This window comes from Haloferax sp. Atlit-6N, from assembly GCF_003383195.1.
In the GTDB taxonomy this organism is placed as follows: Archaea; Halobacteriota; Halobacteria; order Halobacteriales; family Haloferacaceae; genus Haloferax; species Haloferax gibbonsii.
In genome coordinates, this window is the sequence record NZ_QEQJ01000003.1 from 102,535 (window position 1) to 123,803 (window position 21,269).

At 67.2% G+C, this 21,269-nt stretch carries 15 protein-coding genes; 11 read left to right on the forward strand and 4 right to left on the reverse strand.

Annotation, left to right across the window (positions count from 1 at the left end; all coding sequences use genetic code 11):
- Positions 1-39: 39 nt before the first annotated feature.
- The 10 genes from DEQ92_RS12815 to xacR all read left to right on the forward strand — a co-directional run bounded on the left by DEQ92_RS12815 (position 40) and on the right by xacR (position 14,496).
- A complete protein-coding gene (locus DEQ92_RS12815; protein ID WP_049904913.1) occupies positions 40-1,866 on the forward strand; it encodes an IucA/IucC family siderophore biosynthesis protein in 1,827 nt (608 codons plus the stop codon).
- A gap of 196 nt (positions 1,867-2,062) precedes the next feature.
- Positions 2,063-3,493, forward strand: a complete 1,431-nt coding sequence (locus tag DEQ92_RS12820) for a diaminobutyrate--2-oxoglutarate transaminase (protein ID WP_255564068.1) — start codon at positions 2,063-2,065, stop codon at positions 3,491-3,493.
- Complete coding sequence (locus DEQ92_RS12825) at positions 3,490-5,043, forward strand: aspartate aminotransferase family protein (protein ID WP_115820915.1); 1,554 nt, start codon at positions 3,490-3,492, stop codon at positions 5,041-5,043. The genes DEQ92_RS12820 and DEQ92_RS12825 overlap by 4 nt, the downstream gene beginning before the upstream one ends.
- The gene (locus tag DEQ92_RS12830; protein WP_115820916.1) at positions 5,040-6,821 is read left to right on the forward strand and encodes an IucA/IucC family siderophore biosynthesis protein; all 1,782 of its coding nucleotides are present in this window, start codon (positions 5,040-5,042) and stop codon (positions 6,819-6,821) included. The genes DEQ92_RS12825 and DEQ92_RS12830 overlap by 4 nt, the downstream gene beginning before the upstream one ends.
- Complete coding sequence (locus tag DEQ92_RS12835) at positions 6,818-7,507, forward strand: GNAT family N-acetyltransferase (RefSeq protein ID WP_115820917.1); 690 nt, start codon at positions 6,818-6,820, stop codon at positions 7,505-7,507. Before DEQ92_RS12830 ends, DEQ92_RS12835 begins: the two co-directional genes overlap by 4 nt.
- Positions 7,504-8,877, forward strand: coding sequence for a lysine N(6)-hydroxylase/L-ornithine N(5)-oxygenase family protein (locus DEQ92_RS12840; RefSeq protein ID WP_004972165.1), 1,374 nt, complete (start codon positions 7,504-7,506; stop codon positions 8,875-8,877). Before DEQ92_RS12835 ends, DEQ92_RS12840 begins: the two co-directional genes overlap by 4 nt.
- Positions 8,874-10,853, forward strand: a complete 1,980-nt coding sequence (locus DEQ92_RS12845) for an IucA/IucC family siderophore biosynthesis protein (protein WP_004972167.1) — start codon at positions 8,874-8,876, stop codon at positions 10,851-10,853. Before DEQ92_RS12840 ends, DEQ92_RS12845 begins: the two co-directional genes overlap by 4 nt.
- Complete coding sequence (locus DEQ92_RS12850) at positions 10,850-11,698, forward strand: polysaccharide deacetylase (protein ID WP_004972168.1); 849 nt, start codon at positions 10,850-10,852, stop codon at positions 11,696-11,698. The genes DEQ92_RS12845 and DEQ92_RS12850 overlap by 4 nt, the downstream gene beginning before the upstream one ends.
- Positions 11,698-13,125 (forward strand): MATE family efflux transporter, encoded by a 1,428-nt coding sequence (locus DEQ92_RS12855; protein WP_050460036.1) that lies wholly within the window; start codon positions 11,698-11,700, stop codon positions 13,123-13,125. Before DEQ92_RS12850 ends, DEQ92_RS12855 begins: the two co-directional genes overlap by 1 nt.
- 615 nt (positions 13,126-13,740) lie before the next feature.
- A complete protein-coding gene (gene xacR, locus DEQ92_RS12860) occupies positions 13,741-14,496 on the forward strand; it encodes an HTH-type transcriptional regulator XacR (RefSeq protein WP_004972172.1) in 756 nt (251 codons plus the stop codon).
- Between the two features lie 312 nt (positions 14,497-14,808).
- Here xacR and DEQ92_RS12865 read toward each other — a convergent pair whose 3' ends face one another.
- Entirely contained in the window at positions 14,809-16,257 is a 1,449-nt protein-coding gene (locus DEQ92_RS12865) for a 2,5-dioxovalerate dehydrogenase (protein ID WP_115820918.1), read from the reverse strand.
- 180 nt (positions 16,258-16,437) lie between these two features.
- Here DEQ92_RS12865 and DEQ92_RS12870 point away from each other — a divergent pair, with 180 nt between their 5' ends.
- The gene (locus DEQ92_RS12870) at positions 16,438-17,676 is read left to right on the forward strand and encodes a xylonate dehydratase (RefSeq protein ID WP_004972176.1); all 1,239 of its coding nucleotides are present in this window, start codon (positions 16,438-16,440) and stop codon (positions 17,674-17,676) included.
- 352 nt (positions 17,677-18,028) lie between these two features.
- Here the strand turns inward: DEQ92_RS12870 and xacK are convergent, their stop codons facing one another.
- From xacK to xacI, 3 genes are read right to left on the reverse strand one after another with little or no spacing between them, the layout of a single operon-like run.
- A complete protein-coding gene (xacK, locus tag DEQ92_RS12875) occupies positions 18,029-19,180 on the reverse strand; it encodes a xylose/arabinose ABC transporter ATP-binding protein XacK (RefSeq protein ID WP_050460033.1) in 1,152 nt (383 codons plus the stop codon).
- A 2-nt stretch (positions 19,181-19,182) separates the two neighbouring features.
- Positions 19,183-20,334, reverse strand: coding sequence for a xylose/arabinose ABC transporter ATP-binding protein XacJ (gene xacJ / locus DEQ92_RS12880; RefSeq protein ID WP_050460031.1), 1,152 nt, complete (start codon positions 20,332-20,334; stop codon positions 19,183-19,185).
- Between the two features lie 3 nt (positions 20,335-20,337).
- Complete coding sequence (gene xacI, locus DEQ92_RS12885; RefSeq protein WP_004972182.1) at positions 20,338-21,267, reverse strand: xylose/arabinose ABC transporter permease XacI; 930 nt, start codon at positions 21,265-21,267, stop codon at positions 20,338-20,340.
- Between the last annotated feature and the right edge of the window lie 2 nt (positions 21,268-21,269).

Here is a 21,269-nt window from a genome sequence, read left to right on the forward strand (position 1 = left end):
GCCAGAATTCTTATATGTTTTTAGGCCAGCCTAAAACACATGGCGACCAGCCGAGATATCGGGCGGACACCGGCGGCCGACGCGGCCCCGGACGACCGCGCCGCGTCAGCGACATTGCACAGTTTCCTCAACTGCTACCTCCACGAAATCGGCGGTCACGAGGTCGTCGACGCGGCCGAAGCGCCGCTCGAGGCCGACTGTAAACGTGGAGTTCGACTCCCGCTTCCGGAGCAGAAAATCGAGGTTTTCGTGCCGCTTTCGTACTATTCCGACGGGGGCCGACACCTGTTCGGCGGGCCCGGCGTCTCCGTCCTCCCGGACGGCCGGGTCATCGACCTCGACTACCTCCGGCTTGCGCGATTGCTCCTCGAAGAGCTGTCGCTCGCCCGCGACGCGCCGGGTGCGGTGGACGAACTGCTCCTCCGGGTCGTCGAGAGCTGTCGGAACACCGCCCGGGCGGTCGAGGCCCGCCGCGGCGACGAAGCGCGACTCTACGGCTTCGAGACGACGTTCCGCGACGCCGAGCAGTCGCTCGTCTTCGGCCACCACCGACACCCGACGCCCAAGAGCAGGCAGGGCATCGCGCCGCACGACGAACCGCGGTTCGCGCCGGAGCTACGCGGGTCGTTCCGGCTCCACTACTTCCGGGTCGCGTCCGACCTCCTCGACCACGACTCGACGCTCGACCGGAGCGCCCCGGCGTGGATAGCCGACGCGCTCCGAGCGGACGAGGCGGTGCCCGAGTCGTTCGCCGCCGAACACCTCGACGGCGACACCGACGACGGACTCGTCCCGGTCCACCCGTGGCAGGCCGACTACCTCCTCGCACAGCCGGCGGTTCGAGCGCGCCTCGGCGACGGCATCGAGTCGCTCGGCGAGGTCGGCAGAGAGTTCTACCCGACCACCTCGGTTCGGACGCTGTACTCGCCGGACGCGCCGTTCATGGTCAAAGGCTCGCTGAACGTCAAAATCACCAACTCCGCGCGGGTCAACAAGCGGCACGAACTGGTCCGCGGCGTCGCCGTCAGCGAGCTGCTCGACGCCGGCCTCCGCGACGTTATCGACGCCGAGTTCCCCGAGTTCGGTCTCGTCGACGACCCGGCCTACGTCACCGTCGACCTCGGCGACGGCGAGTCCGGCTTCGAGACCGTCCTCCGCGAGAACCCCTTCCGCGGCGACGCGGCGACGAACGCGACGCCCGTGGTCGCGCTCTGTCAGAATCCCATCGGCGAGCATCGCTCCCGGCTCGGGACCATCGTCGGGACGCTCGCGGAACGCGAGGGCCGCCCATCTGGCGCGGTCGCCGAGTCGTGGTTTCGGCGGTACCTCTCGGTCGGGCTCCGGCCGGTGCTGTGGCTCTACCTCCGGTACGGCTTCGGCGTCGAGGCCCACCAGCAGAACAGCGTCGTCCTGTTGGAAGACGGCTATCCGACCGCGTTCCGCTACCGCGACAATCAGGGCTACTACTTCCCCGAGTCGCGGTACGACCGACTCGACGACTTCCTCCCCGGCGTCGGCGAGCGCACGGACACCGTCTGCGGCGACGACATCGCGGACCAGCGCATGATATACTGGACGGTTCTCAACAACGCGCTCGGCGTCGTCAGCGCGCTCGGGCGGAGCGGGCTGGTCGAGGAGCGGCGACTGCTCGCGGCGCTCCGCGAGGAACTCGAATCGCTCCGCGGGGTCGACGCGCCGGGGTCGTCGCTCCTCGACCGGTTGCTCGCCGAGCCGACGCTGACCCGCCAGTCGAACCTCCTGACGCGGTTCCACGACATCGACGAACTGGACGACTCGCTCGACGACGCGCCGCTTTTCGTCGAGGTCGACAACCCGCTGGTGACGGCGTTCGACGGGGTGCGGTGAGCTAACGCGGCGGCGACGCGAGCGGCCGACTCGACCCGGCGCGGCCGGCGTGCGGACAGAGAAAACCGTCGAACGCGGCGGGCGGCGGGTCGTCGCGGACGCTCCGCGGCGATCGAGTAGCGGCCGCGCTGTCCCGATATTATTCAAATTCAATATGCCTGCAGTAAACTTTTTGTATTTTTAGGTTAGCCTAAAGCTGTATGCTCGGCAGCGACAGACCGACGACGAACCGACGGAGGAAAGGGCGATGACCGACCCGACGGCCGGCAACGAGGCGTTACTCGAACAGCAGGCCGCCCGCGAGTCGAGCGCGCGGACCTACCCCCGGCACCTCCCGCACGCGATACGGGAGGCCTCGGGCGTCACCGTCACCGACATGGACGGCGAGGAGTACTACGACTGCCTCGCGGGGGCCGGCACGCTCGCCCTCGGGCACAACCACCCGAGGGTGGTCGAGTCGATGGAGCGCGTCCTCGCGGAGGACCGCCCGCTCCACACCCTCGACATCACGACGCCCGTCAAGGAGCGGTTCGTCGACACGCTGTTCGACAGCCTCCCCGACGAGTTCGGCGACAACGCGCGGGTGCAGTTCTGTAGCCCCGCCGGGACCGACGCCGTCGAGGCCGCGCTCAAGCTCGTCAAGACCGCGACGGGCAACCGGAGCGTCCTCGGGTTTCAGGGCGGCTACCACGGCATGACCAACGGCGCGCTGAGCCTGATGGGCGACACGGACCCGAAGGAGGACGTGCCGGGACTGATGCCCGACGTACACCACCTGCCGTATCCGTACGAGTATCGGTGTCCGTTCGGCGTCGGCGGCGAGGAGTGTCACGAACTCGCCGCCCGGTACGTCGAACGCACCCTCGACGACCCCGAAAGCGGCATCACTGACCCCGCCGGGATGGTGGTCGAACTCGTGCAGGGCGAGGGCGGCGCGATTCCCGCGCCCGACGACTGGACCCGAGAGATGCGGCGGATGACCCGCGAGCGCGACATCCCGCTCGTCGTGGACGAGATTCAGACCGGCCTCGGCCGGACCGGCGAGCTGTACGCCTTCGAGCACGCCGACATCGTCCCCGACGCGGTCACGCTCTCGAAGGCGATCGGCGGGTCGCTCCCGCTTTCGGTCGTCGTCTACGACGAGTCGCTCGACGTCTGGGAACCGGGCGCGCACGCCGGGACCTTCCGGGGGAACCAACTCGCGATGGCCGCCGGCATCGCCACCATCGAACACGTGCTCGAACACGACCTCGACGACCACGCCGCGCGCATGGGCGACCGACTCCGCGGCCACCTCGACGCGACGAAGCGCGCCCACGACGCCGTCGGCGACGTGCGCGGTCGCGGACTGATGCTCGGCGTGGAACTCGTCGACCCCGCGGGAGCGCCCGACGCCTGCGGGCGCTTCCCGGCGCATCCGGACCTCGCCGACGCCGTCCGCGCGGCGTGTTTCGACCGCGGACTCATCGTCGAACTCGGCGGCCGCCACGGGAGCGTCGTCCGGTTCCTCCCGCCGCTCGTCGTCACCCCGAACGACGTGGACGCCATCGGGAGCATCTTCGCGGACGCCGTCGAGGCCGCAATCGAGGCGGTCGACGCCGACGGCCGCCGGGAGGTCGCCGCATGAACGACGTCGGCGGCGTCGACGGCGTCGGCGAGCGGCGCGACCCGCGGCCGGACGCCGCGAAGTGGTTCCTGAGCGGCGGCGACGACGACCGAGCGCGCTACCGAGACGCGATTGGCCGGGCGTGCGACCTCGTCCTCGACGAGTTCGCCGACGAGGCGACGCCGTACTCGGGGGCGACGCCCGAGGAGCTCGACGACGTGCTCGCCCGATTCGAGATGTTGCCCCACGAGGGTGACGGCGTGGCCGCGGCGCTCGACCGTACCGAGCCGGTTCTGCGAAACTCCGTCGGCGTCTCAGACCCGGCCTGCGTCGCGCACCTCCAGTGTCCGCCGACGATTCCGGCGCTCGCGGCCGAGGTGCTCCTGACCGCGACGAACCAGTCGATGGACTCGTGGGACCAGAGCCCCGCCGCGACGCAGCTCGAACGGCGGTTCGTCGACGAGCTGTGCGAGCTGTTCGGCTACGAAAACGGCGACGGCGTGTTCACAAGCGGCGGCACGCAGTCGAACTTCGTCGGCCTGCTCCTCGCGCGCAACAGGGTCGTACTGGAGGAGTTCGGCGTCGACGTCCAGCGCGAGGGGCTGCCGCCGGAGGCGCGGGACCTGCGAATCCTCTGTTCGGCCGACGCCCACTTCACCGCCACGCAGGCCGCCTCGCACCTCGGCCTCGGCGAGAACGCCGTCGTCACCGTCCCGACCGACGACGACCGCCGCCTGTCGATGGAGGCGTTCGACCAGGCGGTCGCGGACCTCCGCGAGCGCGGAAAGCGCCCGTTCGCAATCGTCGCGACCGCCGGGACGACGGACTTCGGCAGCATCGACCCGCTGGGGCCGCTGGCCGACCGCGCGGCCGAACTCGACTGCTGGTACCACGTCGACGCCGCGTGGGGCGGCGCGCTCGCGCTGAGCGACGACCACGCCGACAAACTCGCGGGCGTCGAGGCCGCGGACTCCGTCGCGGTCGACTTCCACAAGCTGTTCTACCAGCCGATTAGCTGCGGCGCGGTCCTCGTGCGCGACGAGTCGGCGTACGACCTCATCGACCGCAACGCGGCCTACCTGAACCCGGAGCGCGACGACGAAGCGGGCGTGCCGAATCTCGTCTCGAAGTCCGTCCAGACGACCCGGCGGTTCGACGCGCTCAAACCCTTCGTCACGATGCAGGCGCTCGGCCGCGAGGGACTGGCGTCGATGGTCGAGTACACCATCGACCTCGCCGACGACGCCGCGAGGCTCGTCGAGGCCGACCCCGACCTCCGCCTCGTCCACGACTCCGAGCTGAACGTCGTCGTCTTCCGGTACGTCCCCGGCGACGGACGGGACGGTGACCCCGACAGACGCGGCGCCGACGAGGTGAACGAAGCTATCCGCGACTCCCTCCTCGACGACGGCGAGGCCGTGGTGGCCCGGACCACCGTCGACGGCGAGACGTGCCTGAAGCTGACGCTCCTGAACCCCCGAACGACGCGCGAGGACCTCCGAGAACTCCTGCGCGAGGTTTCGACCCGCGGCACCGCACTCGAAACGACGACCGACGACCGACACGCATGAATCCGAACGACACGGCCGAGTCAGCGACGATGCACAGCTTCCTGAACTGCTACCTCCGGGAGACGGGGGACTACACCGTCGTCCCCGCCGGGGACGCACCGGTCGAGACGGACGCCGACGAAGTCGTCCACGCGCCGCTGTTCCACCAGGGCGTCGACCTCTACGTCCCGCTTTCGTACCGGTCGCCGACGGACCGCCACCTGTTCGACCTCCCCGGCGTCTACCGGCTTCCGCGGGGCGAAACGCTCCCGCTCGAGTACACGATGCTCGTGACGCTCGTCACGACCGAACTCAGACTCGACCGCGACGACACCGGCGCGGCCGACGAACTCCTCCTGCGAGTCGTCAAGAGCTGTCAGAATATCGAACAGTTCGTCGAGGCCCGCGAAGGCGACGAGGAGCGACTCTACGGCTTCGACACCACCTTCCGCGACGCCGAGCAGTCGCTCGTCTTCGGCCACCCGCTACACCCGACGCCGAAGAGCAGACAGGGCATCCCCGACCACGAGTCGCGGACCTACGCGCCCGAACTCCGCGGGTCGTTCCCGCTGGCGTACTTCAGCGCCGACCCCTCGCTCGTCTCGCAGGACTCCGCGCGCGACGACTCGGCGGCCGAGTGGGTCGCGTCGGCGCTCCGAGCGGACGAGTCGGTCCCCGAGTCGTTCGTCGCCGAACGCGTCGACGCCGACGAGGTGCTGGTTCCCGTCCACCCGTGGCAGGCCGACTACCTCCGCGCGCAACCCGAAGTGCAGGCGCACCTCGGCGACGGCCTCGAATACGTCGGCCAAGTCGGCAGGGAGTTCTATCCGACCTCCTCGGTTCGGACGCTGTACTCGCCGGACGCGCCGTTCATGGTCAAAGGCTCGCTGAACGTCAAAATCACCAACTCCGAGCGGACGAACAAACTCCCAGAACTGGAGCGCGGCGTCGCCGTCACCGAACTGCTGGACACCGAACTCGGCGACGACCTCGAAGAGCGGTTCCCGGCGTTCGACGTCGTCCGCGACCCGGCGTACCTGACGGTCGACCTCGGCGACGGCGAGTCCGGCTTCGAGACCGTCCTCCGCGAGAACCCCTTCCGCGGCAACGCGGCGGCGAACGCGACGCCCGTGGTCGGCCTCTGTCAGGACCACCTCGGCGACGGGTCGTCGCGGCTGGCGACGCTCGTCGAGGGAATCGCCGAGCACGAGGGCAGACCGACCGGTGCGGTGGCTGAAGACTGGTTCCGCCAGTACCTCGAACTGTCGGTTCGGCCGGTGTTGTGGCTCTATCTCGAACGCGGACTGGGCGTCGAAGCCCACCAGCAGAACAGCGTCCTGACGCTCGACGGCGGCTATCCCGAGACGTTCCGCTACCGCGACAATCAGGGCTACTACCTCCCCGAATCTATGTACGAGGAGGTGGACGCGCTCCTGCCCGGCATCGGCGAGCGCGCCGACACCGTCTGCCCGGACGCCGTCGCCGACGAGCGCATCCGCTACTACGTCATCATCAACAACGCCCTCGGCCTCGTCAACGCCTTCGGCACGGCCGGACTGGTCGACGAACGGCGCCTCCTGGGCGTCCTCCGCGAGGAACTCGAATCGCTCCGCCGGTACGACCGGCCGTCGTCGTCGCTGCTCGACGACCTCCTCACCAGGGAGACGATTCCCTGCAAGGCGAACCTGCTCACGCGGTTCCACGACATGGACGAACTGGAGGGCTCGCTGGCGAATCAGTCGGTGTACGCCGACATCGACAACCCGCTGGTCACGGAACTGGAGGTGCCGACGCCATGAGCGGGTCGAACGCGGGTGCTGCGGCCGCGGCGACGCGAACGAACGGAGGGCGCGAGTACGCGTATCGGGCTCGAAACGAGCGCATCGACCGGACCGTCGCGTTCGCCGAGGTCGACCCGACCCTCGATTTCGACCGGCTTCGCGCGTGGTTCGGCTCCGACCACGTCAAGCCGTACTGGCAACTCGACCTGCCGGAGGCGGCGTTTCGGGCGAAGCTCGACGCGAAGCTCGGCGACGACCACCTCACGCCCTACGTCGGCCTGTTGGACCACACGCCGATGAGCTACTGGGAGACGTACCGCGCGGCCGACGACGCGGTCGGCGAGCGCTACGACGCGGAGCCCGAAGACCGCGGCGTCCACCTGCTCATCGGGCCGCCGGAGTACCTCGGACACGGCTACGCAGTTCCCCTCCTGCGGGCGATTACCGCGTTTCAGTTCCGCGCGACCGACGCGGGTCGCGTCGTCAGCGAACCGGACGTTCGCAACGAAATCGCCATCCGCGTCTTCGAGCGGTGCGGCTACGAGCCGCAGGGGCGCATCGACCTCCCCGACAAGGAGGCGCTGTTGATGCACTGCGAGCGCGAGCGGTTCTTCGACGCGGTTGCGGAACCCGCGGACGTGGACGTGAACGGCGGTTCCGACGCCGACACCGCGGCCGACGCGGAGTCGGAGGTGGGGCGATGAGCGAGACACCCGTCCACGACGTGGTCGGCGTCGGCCTCGGGCCGTTCAACCTCGGGCTGGCCGCCATGCTCGACGGCGCGCCCGACGACGTGGACGCGGTATTCCTCGAACAGGACGCCGAGTTCGCGTGGCACGAGGGGATGCTCATCGAGGGGACGACTCTCGAAGTGCCGTTCCTCGCGGACCTCGTGACGCTGGCCGACCCGACGAACCCCCACAGCTACCTCAACTACCTGCGGGAGACGGGCCGCATCTACGAGTTCTACTTCTACGAGACGTTCCAGATTCCCCGGCGGGAGTACGACGACTACCTGCGCTGGGTCAGCCGGCGACTCGACGCCTGCCGGTTCGAACGCCGCGTGACGGACGTCGAGTGGGTCGAAGACGGCTACTTCGAGGTGACCGCCCGCCACCCCGAAAGCGGTGAGGAGCACCGCTACCGGGCCGAGGACGTGGTGTTCGGTGTCGGAAGCCGGCCGCACGTCCCCGAGAATCTGGGGGGACAGCCCGAGCGCGACGTGTTCCACACCGCGGCGTACCGGAGCCGAAAAGAGCGGTGTCTCGACGCCGACTCGATAACCGTCGTCGGGTCGGGCCAGAGCGCCGCGGAGGTGTTCTTGGACCTCTTGGAGGCGCAGGCCGACGCGGACTACCGACTCGACTGGCTCACGCGCTCGGAGGGGTTCTTCCCGATGGAGTACTCGAAGCTCGGACTCCAGCACTTCACGCCGGAGTACACGTCGTACTTCAACGACCTCCCGCAGGAGACCCGCGACGAGGTGTACCCCGAACAGGACCTGCTGTACAAGGGCATCGACGTGAACACCAGCGCCGAGATATACGACGCGCTCTACCGTCGCTCCATCGGCGACCGCGACCCCGACGTGGGGCTGTTCGCCATGACCTCGGTGGAGGGCATCGAGCGGGTGTCCGGTTCCGACGGACCGCGCTACCGCCTCGACTGCGAGCAGTGGCAGTCCGAGACGCCGTTCGCTCACGAGAGCGAGGTCGTCGTCCTCGGGACTGGCTACCACCGGCCGACGCCGAGTTTCCTCTCGTCGCTCGAATCGCGCATCGAGTGGGACGACGAGGGTCGCTACCGCGTCACCGACGACTACCGACTGCGCCTCGACGACGACGTGACGGGGCGCATCTTCGTCCAGAACGCGGAACGCCACACCCACGGCGTCGGCGCGCCCGACCTCGGCCTCGGCTGTTATCGCAACGCGCACATCGTGAACCGACTCTGCGACCGGACGGTCTACCCCGAAGACGAGGACACCGTGTTTCAGGACTTCGCCGTCGAGCGGTTCCTCGAAACGACCGGCGGCGCGACTGCGGCGGTATCGACGGCGGAGGAAGACGAATGAACGGACCGGAACTGCGGACGAACGGACGGACGGGACGCACAGGACAGATAGACGGACTGGAGACGCTCCGGACCGCGCTCGACGCGGACCGGTGGGCGGACGTGAGCCGCGACCTGCTCACGAAGCTGTTCGAGGAGTTCCTGTACGAGGAGTTGCTCGACCCCGAAGCACGCGGCACCGACGGCGAGTGGACCCGGTACCGGCTGGACTACGACGGCGCGGCATACCGGTTCGCGGCCCAATCGCGGCCGTTCGACAGTTACCGGGTCGACCCCGACAGCATCGAGCGGCGGGACGGAGACGCCGGCGGCGAGACGGAGAGCGGAGACGCCGACGAGAACCCGACCGAAACCGGAGACGGGGAGGGCTGGCGGCCCGCGACCGACCCCGTCCAGTTCCTCCTCGACGCGCGGGAGTCGCTCGGCGTGGCCCCCGAGACGGCGAGTCACCTCGTCCGGGAGTACAACAACACGCTGGTCGCCGACGCCCACATCGACGCCCGCAAGGCCGAGACGGACGAGAGCCTGCTGGACATGCCGTACGCCGCGGTCGAAGGCGAGATGGAGGGCCACCCGTGGTTCACCATCAACAAGGGCCGCATCGGCTTCGGCTACGACGACTACCGGGCGTACGCCCCCGAGCGCAAGACGCCGCAGTCCCTCGTCTGGGTCGCCGCGCGCCGCGACCGCGCCGACTTCCGGAGCGTCGAGGGACTGCGGTACGAGTCGCTGATAGCCCAGCAACTCGGCGAGGCCGCGGCGGAGTTCGACGCGACGCTCCGGGCCGGCGGTCACGACCCCGACGACTACTACTACCTCCCGGTCCACGAGTGGCAGTGGAAAAACACCGTCGCACAGCTGTTCGCCAAGGACGTCGCAGCCGGCGACATCGTCCCGCTGGGGACCGGTCCCGACAGTTACCTCCCGCAGCAGTCGGTGCGGACGCTCACGAACCTCACGGACCCAGAAAAGCCGCACGTCAAGGTCCCGATTCGCGTGCTGAACACCATCGTCTATCGGGGACTGCCCGGCGAGCAGGCGCGCGCCGCGCCCCGGGTCACGGAGTACGTGCAGTCGATTCGCGACGACGACCCGTTCCTCCGCGACGACTGCGAGTTGGTGCTGCCGGGCGAGATTGCGAGTCTCAACTACGACCACCCCGAGTTCTCGCAACTGGACGACGCGCCGTACCAGTACCACGAACTGCTCGGGGCGGTGTGGCGCGAGAGCGTCGAGGCCCTCGTCGACGACGACGAGCAGGTGCTCACGCTCTCGGCGCTCATGCACGAGGACGCCGACGGAACGCCCGTCGTCTCCAAGCTCGCCGAGCGGGCCGGCTGTTCCATCGACGAGTGGCTGGCCGACTGCTTCGACGTGCTGCTGCCGCCGCTGTTGCACTACCTCTACCGCTACGGGATGGTGTTCATGCCCCACGGGACGAACACGATGCTCGTCCTTCGGGACGGCCGGCCGACCCGGCTGGCGGTGAAGGACTACGTGGACGAGATCGCGGTCAGTGAGACGCGACTACCGGAACTCGACAGACTCCCCGACGGCCTGTACGAACACGACGACATCGTCCACCGGAAGTCGCCGGACGGGATGTGTCAGCACATCGTCGGCACGCTGTTCGTCTGCGTCCTGCGCTACGTGGCCGACCTGCTGGAGCGCCGCGAGGGCTACGACGAGACGCGCCTGTGGCGACAGGTCCGCGCGAGCATCGAGCGGTACCACGAGCGGTTCCCGGAACTGGAAGACCGCTTCGAGCTGTTCGACCTGTTCAAACCGGAGTACGACAAGCTCTGTCTGAACCGGAATCGGCTCGTGGAGTACGGCTACGACGACGACCACGCGCCGCCGGCGGTGACGGCCCACGGAACCGTCTCGAACGCGCTTTTCGACCTCGAACCGGCGGCACGGGCGGGAGGCGAGGACGGAGACCGGCGATCGGAGAGCGACGCGAGAGGCGACCGATGAGCGACGAACTGTTCGCGCGCGTCGATTCGAACTACAAGCCGGACCCGTGGGGCGAGTACCGCGCCGCGGCGACGTTCACGTTCGACCTCGACGCCAACGAACTGTGGCGCGCGGCCGCCGCGCTCGACCCGGAGTTCGCCCGGTTGGACTACCGCGGCGACTACGGGCCGGAAGTCGGCGTGCCGCGGCTCGTCGAACTGTTCGAGAAGTACGACGTGAACTGCACGTTCTTCGTCCCCGGCAAGGTCGCGGCGGAGTGGCCCGAGGCGGTGAAGCTCCTCCACGAACACGGCCACGAAATCGCCCACCACGGCTACACGCACGTCTCGCCCCGCGAGATGTCCGCCGAGCGCGAGGCGACCGAGTTCCGACGGACCATCGAGGTGTTCGAAGACCTCACCGGCGAGCCACCGGTCGGCTACCGGACCGTCGGCGGGATGCGCGACCAGACGCTCGACCTCGTCGAGGACGCCGGGATGCTGTACGACGCCTCGTGGCAGGACACGGACATGCCGTACCTCCGCGAGGACCGCGACCTCGTGGAGATTCCCAACGACTACCTGTTGGACGACTTCGTCTACTGGGGGTTCAACATGGGTCCGACGTTCGAGTTTCAGTCGGGTATCTCGCCGCACGATCCCGTCTTCGACACGTGGGAAGCCGAGTTCGACGGCATTCGCGAGCGCGGCCGGCTGTTCGTCTTGACGATGCACCCGCAGATTGTGGGCCGAGCGAGCCGCGTCGACGCGCTCGAATCCCTGCTCCAGCGGATGCTCTCGACCGGCGACACGTGGGTGACGACCTGCGCGGAACTCGCGCGCTACTGGCGCGACCGATACGACTGATGGGTCGCGTGACGAAGCTCCGAGCGCGCCTCGACGGCCTGTTCGTCGGCCCGTCCGAACTCGAGTTGACCGAGGGAGGCATCGCGAGGCCGCTTTGCTACCTCGCGTTCCCCATCGTCGTCACGAACCTGCTCCAGACGGCGTACAACGTCGCGGACACGCTCTGGCTGGGGCGCTACGGTACCGAGGCGCTGGCGGCCATCTCGTTCGCGTTTCCGCTGGTGTTCCTGTTCCTCTCGCTGGGGCTGGGGCTCTCTATCGCCGGGAGCGTTCTCGTCGCCCAACACACCGGCGCGGGCGAATCGCTCGACGCGGAGCGGGCGGCGGCGCAGACGCTCACGTACACGGCCATTGCGGCCGTCGGCGTCGGCGCTGTCGCCTACGTCGCGGTCGACGACGTGCTCGCGTTCATGGGCGCGTCACCCGCAGTCCTCCCGCTGGCGACCGCCTACATGCGCATCGTCTCGCTGGGGATGGTGTTCGTGTTCGCGTTCTACGCGTTCATCTCGCTCATGCGGGGCCGCGGCGACACCGTCACGCCCATGCTCGTCATGGCGGGGTCGGTCGCGCTCAACGTCGTCCTCGACCCGATTCTCATCTTCGGCTGGTGGGGCGCGCCGGAACTCGGCATCCGCGGGGCGGCGATAGCGACGGTGTGCTGTCGCGGGCTGGCGGCCGTCGTCGGCGTCGGTATCCTCCTCGACGGACGACGCGGGCTTCGGCTCCGACCGGGACAGTTCGTCCCGAGCGCCGCGGCCGCGAGGCGGCTGTTCCGACTCGGCCTGCCGACCGCCCTCGAAGAGACCGGACGAGCGGTCTCAATCAATCTCCTCTTGGCCGTCGTCGGGCTGTTTTCGACCGGCGTGGTCGCGGGCTACGGGGTCGGGACGCGCGTATTCTCGGTCGTCGTCCTCCCGACGGTCGCGTTCGCGAGCGCGGTCGAGACGATGACGGGACAGAACCTCGGCGCGGGAGCGACTGACCGCGCGACGGCGACTAACCGCTTCGCCGCGGCGTTCCTGTTCGGCGCCATGAGCGCCTGCGGCGTCGTCGTCTGGGTGGCCGCCCGTCCGCTCGTCGGTCTGTTCGCGGCCGACGCGACCGTCGTCGACGCCGGCGTCTCCTTCCTCCGAACGATTGCCCCCTCGTTCGGATTCGTCGGGCTGATGCGCGTGTTCACCGGCGGACTGCGCGGGGCGGGGCGGACGACAGCGGCGTCGCTCATCGTTATCCTCGCGCTCGGCGTCGTGCGAATTCCGGCCGCGTTGTTGGGGGCGAGCGCCCTCGGTCCCGGCGGCATCTGGGTCGCGTTCGCCGCCTCGAACGTCGTCGGCGGCGGCGTCGCGTCGCTGTGGTTCTACCGGGCCGCCCGGCGGCGCTCACTCGCTCGAAGCGGTGTGAGGGGGGCCGTGGCCGGCGACGACTGACGCCCGCGGGGCGGCCGAGGACTCATCGACAAAATCACAGATTGAATATGTTTTGTGCCGAGGTATCTGACACGTTTACGCAGTAGGGGTAGACGAGATTATTCGCAGACTCACGTGTGGCTCAGAAATCCTGTAAGAGCCCATTCTCAGCGACAAAAACGACTATTCAGATATGAGTCAAACGGAATCGAATCATCGAGATACGTTGACTATTTTATAGGAACTATGTAAATATCCATAAATAAATTCGGTCGATACTCGGGGTGAGCGTCGGTGAGGAACCAGCGGTCGCGACGGCAAACCGGTCGCGCCGAGGAGACGACCGCCGGGCAAGCTCTACACCCATGCCAAAAACTATCACGCTCCGGCACGAGGTTACGCGTGGTCGGCGCGAGCGGTCCGACCGTGTGACGTGTCAGTCATACCAGTACGCGCGAGGCGGCGGTGGACGCCGTGACAAGTCCAACTCATGAACGCCCACCGCCGATTCTCGCGTTACGCTCAGCATCAACCATCGAAAGCGGTTTTCCGAGTCGAACGGGACGCCTTTCTGCGACTCGGCGTCACCGTTCTCCGGACCAGAACACTTATTCAGATACTTGACAACGAGTAGCTATGGACGCCAAACATCCGGTGCGAACCACCGAGAAGACACTGGCGCTCGTCGAGGAGTTGATGGAGAAAGGACCCTGTGGGGTCACGGAGTTAGCGAGCGACCTCGACATGGGAAAGAGCGCGGTCCACAACCACCTGACGACCCTCCAGAAACACGGGTACGTTCTCAAGGACGGCGACGACTACCGCGTCGGTCTGAAGTTCCTCGAAGTCGGCGGTCACAGTCGGAAGTCGATGGAGGTGTATCAGGTCGCCGAACCCGAGGTCAAGTCGCTCGCCGCCGACACGGGTGAACTCGCCAACCTCCTCGTCGAAGAACAGGGGATGGGCGTCTACCTGATGCGGGCGAAAGGCGACGACGCCGTCGACCTCGACACCTACGCGGGCCTCCGAACGAACCTACACACGACCGCCCTCGGGAAGGCGATTCTCGCGAACCTCCCGGAGTCGCGGGTGGACGAGATAATCGAGCGGCACGGTCTCGAACAGAAGACCCCGAAGAGCATCGGCACGCGACAAGAGCTGTTTCAGGTGCTCGAAGCGGTCCGAGAGCGGGGCTACGCCATCGACGACGGCGAGCGCCTCGAAGGGCTGCGCTGCCTCGCGGCACCCATCAAATCGTCCTCCGGTGAGGTGCTCGGTGCCATCAGCGTCTCGGCACCCGCCAGTCGGGTCAGCGACGAAGACCTCCACGGGTCGCTCCCCGAACGCGTCCTGAGCGCGGCGAACGTCGTCGAGCTCAACATCAACTACTGACGCACCCTGTTCGCTATCTCGGAACAGACCGCGAGCCCCTCGAATTCTCGATGTAGAGCCGTGTTAACACAGCTCTCGGCGTGTGATTACGAGTGAAAATTACACAGCTAGTCGTGTAACCCATACTGCAGTCACCCGTAGAGTGCCGTTCTGTTATAGAGAATCGTGTTTGGAGCGGGCTGTGCCAACAGTCTCGGCCGGGTGAGGGTGCGAGTGACGGGTGAGAAAACGACAGCAGAGGAAACGAGAGGAGACGAGAGAAAAGAACGAGACGATTGCAGACGGTCGCTGTCGACGACCGTCGGGAGCCGCTCAGTAGTTGTCGTAGACCGTCTTCTCGATGGTGTAGAAGTCGAGACCGGCGTCGCCCTGCTCGCGCCACGTCTCGGACGAGGAGCGCTTGAACCCGCCGAAGGGGACGTGGAGTTCGAGGCCGGTCGTCTTGTCGTTGACCTTCACGACGCCGGCTTCGGCCTCGTCGACGAAGCGGTTCGCCTCGGTGTGGTCGTCGGTGACGACGCTGGCCGACAGGCCGTAGTCGACGTCGTTCGCGACCGCCAGTCCCTCGTCGAAGTCACTCACTTCGATGACGGCGACGACCGGACCGAAGACCTCCTCCTGTGCGATGCGCATGTCGGGGTCGACGTCGGTGAACACCGTCGGCTCGACGAAGTGGCCCGTCTCGACTTCCTCGCCCTCGGGGACGCCGCCGCCGGCGACGAGGGTCGCGCCCTCGCCCTCGGCGATGTCGATGTATTCCAGCGTCGAGGAGAGCTCGGACTCGCTGACCTGCGGGCCCATCTCGTGGTCGGTTCCGGGGCCGACGTCGAGGGACTCCGCGCGGTCGACGAGTTCGGCGACGAAGTCGTCGTACACGTCCTCGTGGACGATGGCGCGGGAACACGCCGTACAGGACTGGCCGGTGGTGCCGAACCCGCCGTTAGCGACGATGTCGACGGCCTCGGCGGGGTCGGCCGAGTCGGCGACGAGCGTCGGGTTCTTCCCGCCGAGTTCGGTCTGAACGCGCTTGCCGGCGTCTGTGGCCTGTTCGTAGACCATCTCGCCGACCTGACTGCTGCCGGTGAACGAGACGAGGTCCGTGCCCTCGTTGCCGATGAACTCGCTGCCGACCGAGCTACCGGGGCCGGTGACGACGTTGAGGACGCCGTCCGGGAGCCCGGCCTCGTCGAGCGCGCGGGCGATTTCGACGACGACGCCGGGCGCGATGGAGGCGGGTTTCAGGACGACGGTGTTGCCGGCGGCGAGCGCCGGGGCGAGCTTCCACGCGGGGATGGCGATGGGGTAGTTCCACGGCGTGATGAGCGCCGCGACGCCGACGGGCTCCTGTCGCGTGTAGAGGTTCGTGTTCGGTCCGCTCGCACCCTTCCTCGCGCCGCCGAGGTCGGCGGCCTTCGTCGAGAAGTAGTGGAAGATGTCGATTGCGCGCTGTACCTCGCCCGCCGCTTCGGGCCGCGCCTTCCCCTCCTCGGCGATGAGAATCTCCGTCAGTTCGTCCTTCCGCTGGGCGAGGAGCGTGCCCGCCTCGCGGAGGATGCGCCCGCGCTCGGGGCCGGGCGTGTTTCGCCACTCGTCTTCGGCCGCCACGGCGGCGTCGACGGCCGCCGCAGCGTCGTTCTCGTTCGAGTGCTGGTACGTCGCGACTACCTCGCTCGGGTTCGCGGGGTTCGTCACCTCGGCCGTCTCGCCGGTCTCCGAAGCGACCCACTCACCGTTGACGTAGTTTTTACTGGGTTCCGTCATCGGTCGTGTGTTCTCTCTTCCGACATACAATTCTTGCGAAATTGTCACCATTTGTAAGCCGTCAACGACCGCCGGTGCTCGGGCGACAGCGACGGTTACTGCTCGGGGAGTACACGCGAACTGAGCGACGAACTACCAACCCACACACTTTTGTAGTGGCTTTCGAGATATACGTGCGCAATGGTTGAGCAAGCGAAGCTTAGCGACCCGAACGCGGAGTACACGATGCGCGACCTGTCCGCGGAGACGATGGATATCACGAATCCGCGAGGCGGCGTCCGCGACGCCGAAATCACGGACGTACAGACGACGATGGTCGACGGGAACTACCCGTGGATTCTCGTCCGCGTCTACACCGACGCGGGCGTCGTCGGCACCGGCGAGGCCTACTGGGGCGGCGGCGACACCGCCATCATCGAGCGGATGAAACCGTTCCTCGTCGGCGAGAACCCCCTCGACATCGACCGTCTCTACGAGCACCTCGTCCAGAAGATGTCCGGCGAGGGCTCGGTCTCGGGCAAGGTCATCTCCGCCATCTCGGGCATCGAAATCGCGCTTCACGACGTCGCCGGGAAGCTCCTCGACGTGCCCGCCTACCAGCTCGTCGGCGGGAAGTACCGCGACGAGGTGCGCGTCTACTGCGACCTCCACACCGAAGACGAGGCCAACCCGCAGGCCTGCGCCGAGGAGGGCGTCCGCGTGGTCGAGGAACTCGGCTACGACGCCATCAAGTTCGACCTCGACGTGCCTTCGGGCCACGAGAAGGACCGCGCGAACCGCCACCTCCGCAACCCCGAAATCGACCACAAGGTCGAAATCGTCGAGGCCGTCACCGAGGCCGTCGGCGACCGCGCCGACGTCGCGTTCGACTGCCACTGGTCCTTTACCGGCGGGAGCGCCAAGCGCCTCGCGTCCGAGCTGGAAGACTACGACGTGTGGTGGCTCGAAGACCCCGTGCCGCCGGAGAACCACGACGTGCAGAAGCTCGTGACCCAGTCCACGACGACGCCCATCGCGGTCGGCGAGAACGTCTACCGGAAGTTCGGCCAGCGGACGCTGCTCGAACCGCAGGCGGTAGACATCATCGCGCCCGACCTGCCCCGCGTCGGCGGCATGCGCGAGACGCGGAAGATTGCCGACCTCGCGGACATGTACTACATCCCCGTGGCGATGCACAACGTCTCGTCGCCCATCGGGACGATGGCCTCCGCGCAGGTCGCCGCGGCCATCCCCAACTCGCTTGCCCTCGAGTACCACTCCTATCAGCTCGGCTGGTGGGAGGACCTCGTCGAGGAGGACGACCTGATTCAGAACGGTCGCATGGAGATTCCCGAGAAGCCCGGTCTCGGGCTGACGCTCGACCTCGACGCCGTCGGAGAACACATGGTCGAAGGAGAGACCCTCTTCGACGAGGAGTAACCCGAGGAAACTGTCCCACAGCGGCCGCATCAGCCTGACATAACACACCGACTGGACGCGACACCGCAGCCGAGAGAAGTGAGCGTCTCACCGCTCGCGGCGCGTCCGCCGTGGCCGCCTTTTACTCGCAGTCGTTCGACACCGGAGCGGCGCGACTCGCGGACGTAGCTACCGCGCTGCCGGGAGGCGAGTACTGACGACTACCGGAGCAGCGCTTGCGAACAGAAGGCGAGAGAAGGTGTGGATGGTCAGTCCGAGGAAGTGGGGTGGATGTCAGTCCGAGGAAGTGGGACGCCCGGACGGCTCGCAGGGGTGAAAGAATGAACGGCGACAGGGGGTGTCGGCCGAGTCGTCAGTCGGAGATGAACGCGCCGATGGCGCGGTTCGACGGAAGCTCTCGGTTCTTCAGCGCGTTGCCGGTCTCCCCGTCGAACAGGTGAATCGCGTCCTCGGGGAACGAGACGGTCGTCCGGTCGCCCGATTCGACCCTCGACCGCCCGGTGGTGGTCGCGGTGAACCGAGCCCCCTCGCGGCCCTCGGCGAACCGCAGGTGGACGGTGTTCTCGTTACCCTGCGGCTCGACGACGACCACCTCGGCGTCGAAGGTTCGGTCGCCGGAGCGCCGCTCGCCGACCTCGATATCCTCGGGTCGGATGCCGAGCGTGAGGGCGCTCGCGTCGCCGAGTTGGTCTCTGGTCGCGTCCGAAAGCGGGTAGTCGAAGCCGTCGCCGCGGAAGGTGTCACCCGAAAGCGACCCGTCGAAGAAGTTCATCGACGGCTCGCCGATGAAGCCCGCGACGAACAGGTTGTTCGGCCGATGGTAGCAGTCCAGCGGCGTCCCGACCTGCTGGAGTTCGCCGTCGTCGAGGACGGCGACGCGGTCGCCCATCGTCATCGCTTCCGTCTGGTCGTGGGTGACGTAGATGGTGGTGACGCCGAGTTCCTCTTGGAGGCGCTGGAGTTCGGTTCGCATCTCCGCGCGGAGCTTGGCGTCCAGGTTGGACAGCGGCTCGTCCATCAGGAACACCTCGGGGTCGCGCACGATGGCGCGCCCGAGCGCGACCCGCTGTTGCTGACCGCCCGAAAGCTGTCTCGGCTTGCGGTCGAGCAGGTCGGAGATACCGAGCATATCGGTCGTCTCCTCGACCCGCTTTCGTATCTCGTCGTCCGGGAGGTCGGTCGATTCTTCGAGGCCGAACGACATGTTGCCGCGGACGCTCTTGTGCGGGTACAGGGCGTACGACTGGAACACCATCGCGATGTCCCGGTCCTGCGCGGACACGTCGTTGAGGACGCGGTCTTCGAGTCGGAGTTCGCCCTCCGTGACGGTTTCGAGTCCCGCCATCATCCGGAGCGTCGTCGATTTCCCGCACCCCGAGGGACCGACGAGCACGAGGAACTCCCCGTCGTCGATGTCGAGCGATATCTCTTCGACGGCGACGATGTCGCCGCCGCCGTCGTCGGTGTAAACCTTCGTTACGTCGTCGAGTGTCAATCGTGCCATGGCTACTGTTCGAGTTCTGTGAGGTCGGCTTCCTGGTCGTGTCGGCGGTTGTGCACCGCGGTTCCGGTCTCCGCGTCGAACACGTGAATCGTGTCCGGCGGAATCCTCACCGTGACGCGGTCGCCCCGCGTGACGAGGTGCATTCCCTCCGTGACCGCCTGTAGCGCGTCGTCGTCGGAAGGTTGGTCCGGATGCGAGAGGTGGAGGACGTTCTGGTCGCCGTGGGGTTCCACGACGGTCACGTCCATCCGGAGTTCGTGATCGCCGAGCGCGGCGTCGTCGGGGGCCGCGTCGGCGACTTCGATGTCTTCGGGGCGCACCCCCAAGACGAGGTCGTCGCGGTCGCCGACGGACTCCATCACGTCCTCGTCGAGCGGGTACGAGAAGTGTTCACCGACGAACGTCGACTCCGAGCGCGTTCCGCGGACGAGGTTTATCATCGGCTCGCCGATGAACTCCGCGACGAACAGGTTGTTCGGCTCGTGGTAGCACTCGAAGGGAGAGGCGACCTGCTGGAGTTCGCCGTCGTCCATGACGGCGATACGGTCGGCCATCGTCATCGCCTCCGTCTGGTTGTGGGTGACGTAGACGGTCGTGACGGCGAGTTGGTCCTGCAGGTTCTGGAGTTCGGTTCGCATCTCCGCGCGGAGCTTGGCGTCCAGGTTGGACAGCGGCTCGTCCATCAGGAACACCTCGGGGTCGCGCACGATTGCGCGCCCGAGCGCGACCCGCTGTTGCTGACCGCCCGAGAGTTCGTCGGGCTTGCGGTCGAGCAGGTCGGCGATGCCGAGCGTCTCCGCGACCTCGACGACGCGCTCGTCGCGCTCCGCAGACGTGTATCCCTCCTCTTCTTCCAGCCCGAACCGGATGTTCTGCCGGACGGTCATGTGAGGGTACAGCGCGTAGTCCTGGAACACCATCGCGATGTCGCGGTTCTGCGGGACGCGGTAGTTCATGTGGTCCCCGCCGATGTAGATGTCCCCGCTGGTCGGGGTCTCCAGGCCGGCGAGCATCCGGAGCGTCGTCGACTTCCCACAGCCCGACGGGCCGACGAGCACGAGGAACTCCTCGTCGGCGATGTCGAGCGAGAGGTCGTCGACGGCGACCGTATCGCCGAAGCGCTTCGTCAGGTCGGTGAGTTGAATCTGTCCCATAGCTTAGGCCTCCGTGCGAAGTCCCTTGGCGAACTGCTCGGCGAACGCGACGTACAGGATGAGCGTCGGAACCGCGGCGAGGAACGCCGCGGACATCCTGATACCGAAGTCGATGCCGGAGGTCGACGCCCCGATTGCGGGCAGCACCAGCGTGACCGGTGCCGCGGGCGCGTCGGACCCGGTGACGAGCGTGAACGCGAAGAGGAACTCGTTGTAAATCTGCGTGAACTGGTAGATGAACACGACGCCGAACATCGGCTTCGAGATGGGCAGGATGATGCGCCGGTAAATCTTCGTGATGCTCGCGCCGTCGATTTTACCGGCCTCCACGAGCGAGTTCGGGAGGCTCTGGTAGTACGACCGGAACAGTATCGTACAGATGGGAATCCCGTAGGCGATGTGGGTGATGACGAGCGGGACGAGTTCCGCGTGGTACCCCTGGAAGAAGGGTATCGACGCCACCATCGGCTCTATCATCCGCGCGAGCGGGAAGATGTTGTTCCAGAAGCGCGCGAGCGGGACCAACACGGCCTGGTAGGGGACGAAGACGCCGACGACGAAGAGCATCAGCACGCCCATCTGGGCCCGCCAGTTGACCATCGTGAGGCCGTAGGCGGCCATGCTCCCGAACAGGACGCTCCCGATAGTCGCCGGAATCGACATGATGAGCGAGTTGAAGAACGACCCCGAGAGCTGTTCGAGGGCGAACTGGATGTTACCGAGGGTGAAGCCCTCGCCGACCGGCGGCGCGAAGGGGAGCGAACGGGCGACCGACTCGTTCGTCTTGATGGCGGTCATGATTCCCGTCTCCAGCGGGACGAGGAAGAAGCCGAGGAAGAACACGACGAGCGCGTACTGGGCGACGCGCCGGAGGTTCACGTCCTCGACGAGCGATGCGACGTCGAAACTGCCTGTGGATGACGACTGTGACATGG

What these genes read in the sequence shown, in the direction of transcription:
- DEQ92_RS12855 (WP_050460036.1), top strand. Translation starts at nt 11,698, where the DNA reads ATGGGTCGCGTGACGAAGCTCCGAGCGCGCCTCGACGGCCTGTTCGTC.
- DEQ92_RS12840 (WP_004972165.1), top strand. Translation starts at nt 7,504, where the DNA reads ATGAGCGAGACACCCGTCCACGACGTGGTCGGCGTCGGCCTCGGGCCG.
- DEQ92_RS12845 (WP_004972167.1), top strand. Translation starts at nt 8,874, where the DNA reads ATGAACGGACCGGAACTGCGGACGAACGGACGGACGGGACGCACAGGA.
- DEQ92_RS12830 (WP_115820916.1), top strand. Translation starts at nt 5,040, where the DNA reads ATGAATCCGAACGACACGGCCGAGTCAGCGACGATGCACAGCTTCCTG.
- xacJ (WP_050460031.1), bottom strand. Translation starts at nt 20,334, where the DNA reads ATGGGACAGATTCAACTCACCGACCTGACGAAGCGCTTCGGCGATACG.
- xacI (WP_004972182.1), bottom strand. Translation starts at nt 21,267, where the DNA reads ATGTCACAGTCGTCATCCACAGGCAGTTTCGACGTCGCATCGCTCGTC.
- DEQ92_RS12870 (WP_004972176.1), top strand. Translation starts at nt 16,438, where the DNA reads ATGGTTGAGCAAGCGAAGCTTAGCGACCCGAACGCGGAGTACACGATG.
- xacK (WP_050460033.1), bottom strand. Translation starts at nt 19,180, where the DNA reads ATGGCACGATTGACACTCGACGACGTAACGAAGGTTTACACCGACGAC.
- DEQ92_RS12865 (WP_115820918.1), bottom strand. Translation starts at nt 16,257, where the DNA reads ATGACGGAACCCAGTAAAAACTACGTCAACGGTGAGTGGGTCGCTTCG.
- DEQ92_RS12825 (WP_115820915.1), top strand. Translation starts at nt 3,490, where the DNA reads ATGAACGACGTCGGCGGCGTCGACGGCGTCGGCGAGCGGCGCGACCCG.
- xacR (WP_004972172.1), top strand. Translation starts at nt 13,741, where the DNA reads ATGGACGCCAAACATCCGGTGCGAACCACCGAGAAGACACTGGCGCTC.
- DEQ92_RS12850 (WP_004972168.1), top strand. Translation starts at nt 10,850, where the DNA reads ATGAGCGACGAACTGTTCGCGCGCGTCGATTCGAACTACAAGCCGGAC.
- DEQ92_RS12835 (WP_115820917.1), top strand. Translation starts at nt 6,818, where the DNA reads ATGAGCGGGTCGAACGCGGGTGCTGCGGCCGCGGCGACGCGAACGAAC.
- DEQ92_RS12815 (WP_049904913.1), top strand. Translation starts at nt 40, where the DNA reads ATGGCGACCAGCCGAGATATCGGGCGGACACCGGCGGCCGACGCGGCC.